Below are 5,484 nucleotides of genomic sequence, written 5' to 3' on the forward strand. Positions count from 1 at the left end.
CGGTGGAGGTTGCCGGTCTCATTGCTGGTGATCTTGACCGGTTGTCCGTGGCGACGGTGAATGGTCCTGCTTCGACGGTGGTGGCGGGTGCGTCGAAGGCGTTGGACGAGTTGGTGGCTCGTTGTGAGGCGGAGGGGATCCGGGCTCGGCGTATTCCGGTCGACTATGCGTCGCATTCTCCTCATGTGGAGGAGATCCGTGAGGAGTTGGCGCGGTTGCTCGCGCCGGTGGTGCCGCGTACGGCTTCTGTTCCGTTCTATTCGACGGTGAGTGGGGAGCCGGTCGACACCTCTCTTCTGGACGCCGATTACTGGTACCGCAACCTCCGCGGAACCGTGCGCTTCGAAGAAGCCATCCAGGCCCTCCTTGCCGACGACTACCGGTTCTTCGTGGAGGTGAGCCCGCACCCGGTGCTCGTCTCCAGCGTGCAGGACACCGCCGCGGACAGGGGAGCCGACGCCGTGGCCATCGGCTCGCTGCGTCGCGGCGACGGCAGCACCACCCGCCTGCTGACCTCGCTCGCCGAACTCCACGTGCACGGTGGGGACGCGGACTGGAACGCGCCGTTCGCCGGCTCCGCCGCGCGCCGCGTCGACCTGCCGACGTACGCCTTCCAGCAGCAGCGGCTCTGGCTCGACACCTCGCGGGGCGGGTCGCCGGAGCGGGCCGCCGCGGACCTGGGCCTCTCCCCGGCGACGCACCCGCTGCTCGGTGCCCGCACCGAACTGCCCGGATCCGGCGAGCTCGTCCTCACCGGCCGGATCTCCCCGCAGAGCCATTCGTGGCTCTGCGACCACGGACTGTCCGGCACCCTGCTGCTGCCCGGCACGGCCTTCGTCGACCTCGCGCTGTACGCGGGCGAGCAGGCCGGGTGCGAGCGGCTGGACGAACTCACCCTGGAGACCCCGCTGCTGTTCCCCGAGCGCGGCTCCATGGAACTGCACCTCCGGATCGGCGCTCCCGACGCGGAGGGGCGGCGGACGCTCGGGCTGTACTCGCGGCTGAGCGGCGAGGACGCCGGCGCGGATGACGACACCGGGGCATGGGTGAGGCACGCCACCGGCGCCCTCGCCCCCGCGTCGGCCGATGCCGTGGCCACCGGCCAGTCCGAGGACTGGCCGCCCGCCGGCGCCGAACCGGTCGACCTGGAGGCCCTGTACGACGCGTTCGGTGACGCCGGCTACGCGTACGGCCCGGCGTTCCGCGGCCTCACCCGCGCCTGGCGGGTCGGAGAGGAGATCTTCGCCGAGGTCGCCCTGCCGGAGGCGCACCACGCCGAGGCGGCGGCCCACGCCCTGCACCCGGGGCTGCTGGACGCGGCCCTGCACGGCACGTTCCTCCAGGGAGCGGGCCGCCGCAGGCTCCCCTTCACCTGGACGGGGATCGACCTGTTCCGTACCGGTACGACCGCTGTACGGGCCCGACTCACCCCCGTCGGACCGGACGAGGTCCGGGTCGGCATCACCGACTCGGCGGGCCGGCCCGTCGCACGCATCGAGTCCCTGGTGCTGCGGCCCGTCCGGGACGACATGCTGCGCGACAGCCGTACCGCCGACCCGCTGTACCGGCTCGACTGGGCACCGGTGCGGATCGCCGGTGCGGCGGACACCACCTGGGCTGTGCTCGGCACGGACACCGACGCCCTCACCAAGGAGATGGTGGCAGCGGGCGGCGAGCGGACGGTCGCGTACCCGGATCTCGCGGACCTGCGCGAGGCGATCGCCGAGGGGGAGCCCGTACCCGCGGCAGTGGTCCATCCGCTGGTGCCGGCCGCGGCCCCCGCCGATACGTCCGAGACGGCCGGCACGGCCGTCACGGCGAACGCGGTGCGTTCGGCGACCGTGTCCGCGCTGACCCTGGTCCAGGAATGGCTGAACGACGACCGCCTCGGCGCCTCCCGCCTGGTGATCGTCACGAGCGGCGCCCTGGCCACCGGCCCCGGCGACCCTGTACGCGACCTCGAACACGCCGCCGTATGGGGCCTGGTCCGGTCCGCCCAGACCGAGAACCCCGGCCGGTTCGTCCTCGTCGACATCGACGGTGACGGCGACGGCGAGTACGGGACGGCGGTCACGGCCGCGCTCGCCGCCGTGGCAAACGGCGACGAACCGCAGCTCGCGGTGCGCGGAGGCGTCGCCCTCGCCGCCCGACTGGCCCGGACCGCCGGCCCCGCTCCGGCGGAGAACGACACGCCTCCCGCGTTCGGCGGCGAAGGCACCATGCTGATCACCGGGGGCACCGGGACACTCGGCCGGCTGATCGCCCGGCACCTCGTGGCCGAACACGGCGCACGACACCTGCTGCTCACCGGCAGGTCCGGCGGATCCGCACCGGGAGCTGCGGAGCTGGTCGCCGAGCTGTCGGAGCGAGGAGCGACGGTGACCGTCGCGGCCTGCGACGTCGCTGACCGGGAGGCACTGGCCGCGCTGCTGGCCCAGGTGCCCGCCGAGCACCCGCTGACGGCGGTGATCCACGCAGCCGGGATCCTCGACGACGGCGTGGTCGGATCGCTCACCGCGGAGCGCGTGGACGCGGTCCTGCGCCCCAAGGTGGACGCCGCCCTGCACCTGCACGAGCTCACCCGCGAGCGGGACCTCACCGCCTTCGTCCTGTTCTCCGGGGCAGCCGGGAGCTTCGGTACGGCGGGACAGGCGCACTACGCGGCGGCCAACGTGTTCCTGGACGCGCTGGCCACGCACCGACGCGCGCTGGGGCTCCCTGGCACCTCGGTGGCATGGGGATTCTGGGCCGAGCGCAGCGCGATGACCGCGCACCTGGACGACAACGCGGTACAGCGCCTCGCCCGGGCCGGCATCGCGGAGATGTCCTCCGAGGAGGGCCTTGCCTTCTTCGACGCCGCGCACGGCGTCGAGGAGAACCCGGTCCTCGCGCTGCGGCTGAACATGGCGGCGCTGCGGGAACGCGCGGCGGCCGGCACGCTCCCGCACTTCCTCAGGGCCCTCGTCCGGGTGCCCGGTCGCCCGGCCGGGGAACCTGCCGCGGCGGCCACGCAGGCCACCGGACAGGAAGCCGGAGGGGAAGCCGGACAGCAGCCCGGCGCCGCACTGGCGGAACGTCTCGCCGCGCGCACCGAGGCCGAACAGACCGAACTGCTCGTCGAGTTGGTCGGCGCGCAGGTTGCGGCGGTCCTCGGCCACGCGTCCGCGGCACAGATCGAGCCGACCCAGGCCTTCAAGGCACTCGGCTTCGATTCGTTGAGCGCCGTGGAACTGCGCAACCGCATCAACAGGGAGACCGGACTGCGGCTTTCGGCAACGCTGGCCTTCGACCACCCCTCGCCGCTGGGCCTCGCCCAGCACCTGCGCGAGGAGTTGACCCGAAGCCGGCGCCCCTCGGCCGACACGGTTCTGGCCGGCCTGGGGGCCGTCGGAGAGCTGCTCGCCTCCGCCTCCGCGACGGACCCGGACCGCCCACGCATCCTGGAGCGCCTCCAGGAACTGGCGGCCGAGTTCGGCGACGACACGAACACCGACACCGGTGGGGACGCCCACGTCTCGGCACGTATCGACACGGCCAGCGACGACGAGCTCTTCGCCTTCATCGACAGTGAGCTGTGAGCGAGACATGGCAGACAACGTGCTGAACACCACCACGCAGGCAGCCGCTCCCGCCGACACCGAGCAGAAGCTGCGCACCTACCTCCGACGCGTCACCGCCGACCTGCACGAGGCCAAGCGCCGGTTGAACGAGAAGGAGGCCGAGGTCAATGAGCCGATCGCGATCGTCGGCATGAGCTGCCGTTTCCCGGGCGGGGTCGAGTCCCCGGAGGACCTGTGGCGGCTCGTGGCCTCCGGCACGGACGGGATATCCGGCTTCCCGACGGACCGCAACTGGGACGTTGCCGCCGCGTACGCCGCACCCGCCGGTCGCCGGGGGGAACGCGGCCACGATCCCGTCGGCGGGTTCCTCTACGAGGCCGCCGGGTTCGACGCGGACTTCTTCGGGATCTCGCCGCGTGAGGCGGTGGCGATGGATCCCCAGCAGCGCTTGCTCCTGGAGACCGCCTGGGAGTCTTTCGAGCGGGCCGGCATCGACCCGTTGTCCGTGAAGGGCTCGCGCACCGGCGTCTTCACCGGCCTGATGTACCACGACTACGCGACCCGGGTCACCGACGCGCCCGAGGAGCTGCAGGGCTACCTCGTCAACGGCAGCGCGGGCAGTGTCGCTTCGGGGCGTGTGTCATACGTGTTCGGTCTTGAGGGTCCTGCGGTGACGGTGGACACGGCGTGTTCGTCGTCGCTGGTGGCGCTGCATCTGGCGGTGCAGGCGCTGCGGCGCGGCGAGTGCACCATGGCGCTCGCCGGTGGAGTCACCGTGATGTCCACCCCCGTGATGTTCCTCGACTTCATGAAGCAGGGCGGTCTGGCGTCCGACGGGCGGTGCAAGTCCTTCGCTGATTCCGCGGACGGTACGGGCTTCGCCGAGGGTGTGGGGATGCTGCTCGTGGAGCGGCTGTCGGACGCGGTACGCAATGGTCACCGGGTCCTTGCGGTGGTGCGGGGTTCGGCGGTGAACCAGGATGGGGCGAGCAATGGCCTGACGGCTCCGAACGGTCCGTCCCAGCAGCGGGTGATCCGCCAGGCGCTGGAGAGCGCGGGGCTGACGACTGCGGACGTGGACGCGGTCGAGGCCCACGGGACGGGCACGAAGCTCGGGGACCCGATCGAGGCCCAGGCACTCCTGGCCACCTACGGGCAGGAGCGTCCCGAGGACCGTCCGTTGTGGCTGGGTTCGATCAAGTCGAACATCGGGCACACGCAGGCGGCGGCGGGTGTGGCGGGCATCATCAAGATGGTCATGGCCATGTGGCACGGCACCCTGCCGCGTACCCTGCACGTCGACACACCGTCCTCGCAGGTGGACTGGACGGCGGGTGCCGTCCAACTCCTGACCGAGGAGCAGTCCTGGCCGCAGACGGACCGGCCGCGCCGAGCCGGCGTCTCCTCCTTCGGTGCCAGTGGCACCAACGCCCACGTCATCGTCGAGCAGGCTCCGGACGCCGCCGAGTCCGCGACAGAGACCGAACCGGAGCCCGAGGTCGGGTCGGGGGCTGAGGGTGGTGGCTTGGTTCCGTGGGTGGTGTCGGCGCGGTCGGTGGAGGCGTTGCGGGGGCAGGCGGCGCGGCTGTTGGGGTTCGTGGAGCGGCGGCCTGATCTGCGCGCGGTGGACATCGCGTCCTCGCTGATGGGCCGGTCGGTGCTCGAACAGCGTGCGGTGGTGGTTGCGGAGGATCGTGCGGCGCTGGTTCGGGGGCTGCGTGCGGTGGCCGCTGGTGAGGACGATGTGTCGGTGGTGCGGGGTGCTGCTGGGGGTGGTCGTCTTGCGGTGGTGTTCACGGGTCAGGGCAGTCAGCGGTTGGGCATGGGCTGTGAGTTGTATGAGTCGTTTCCGGTGTTCGCGGAGGCTTTCGACGGGGTGTGTGCGGAGTTGGATCCGTTGCTGGGGTGTGGTCTGCGTGAAGTG

General features: G+C 71.9%; 2 protein-coding genes. Both read left to right on the plus strand.

From position 1 onward, the window contains the following. Positions 1-2 precede the first annotated feature (2 nt). A complete protein-coding gene (locus tag ACZ7L9_RS37915; RefSeq protein ID WP_471422072.1) occupies positions 3-3,578 on the plus strand; it encodes a type I polyketide synthase in 3,576 nt (1,191 codons plus the stop codon). A gap of 19 nt (positions 3,579-3,597) precedes the next feature. After that, positions 3,598-5,484 (plus strand): type I polyketide synthase (locus tag ACZ7L9_RS37920; protein WP_471422073.1); only part of this gene is annotated, 1,887 nt, incomplete at its 3' end.

Source organism: Streptomyces sp. NPDC111516 (genome assembly GCF_055635345.1).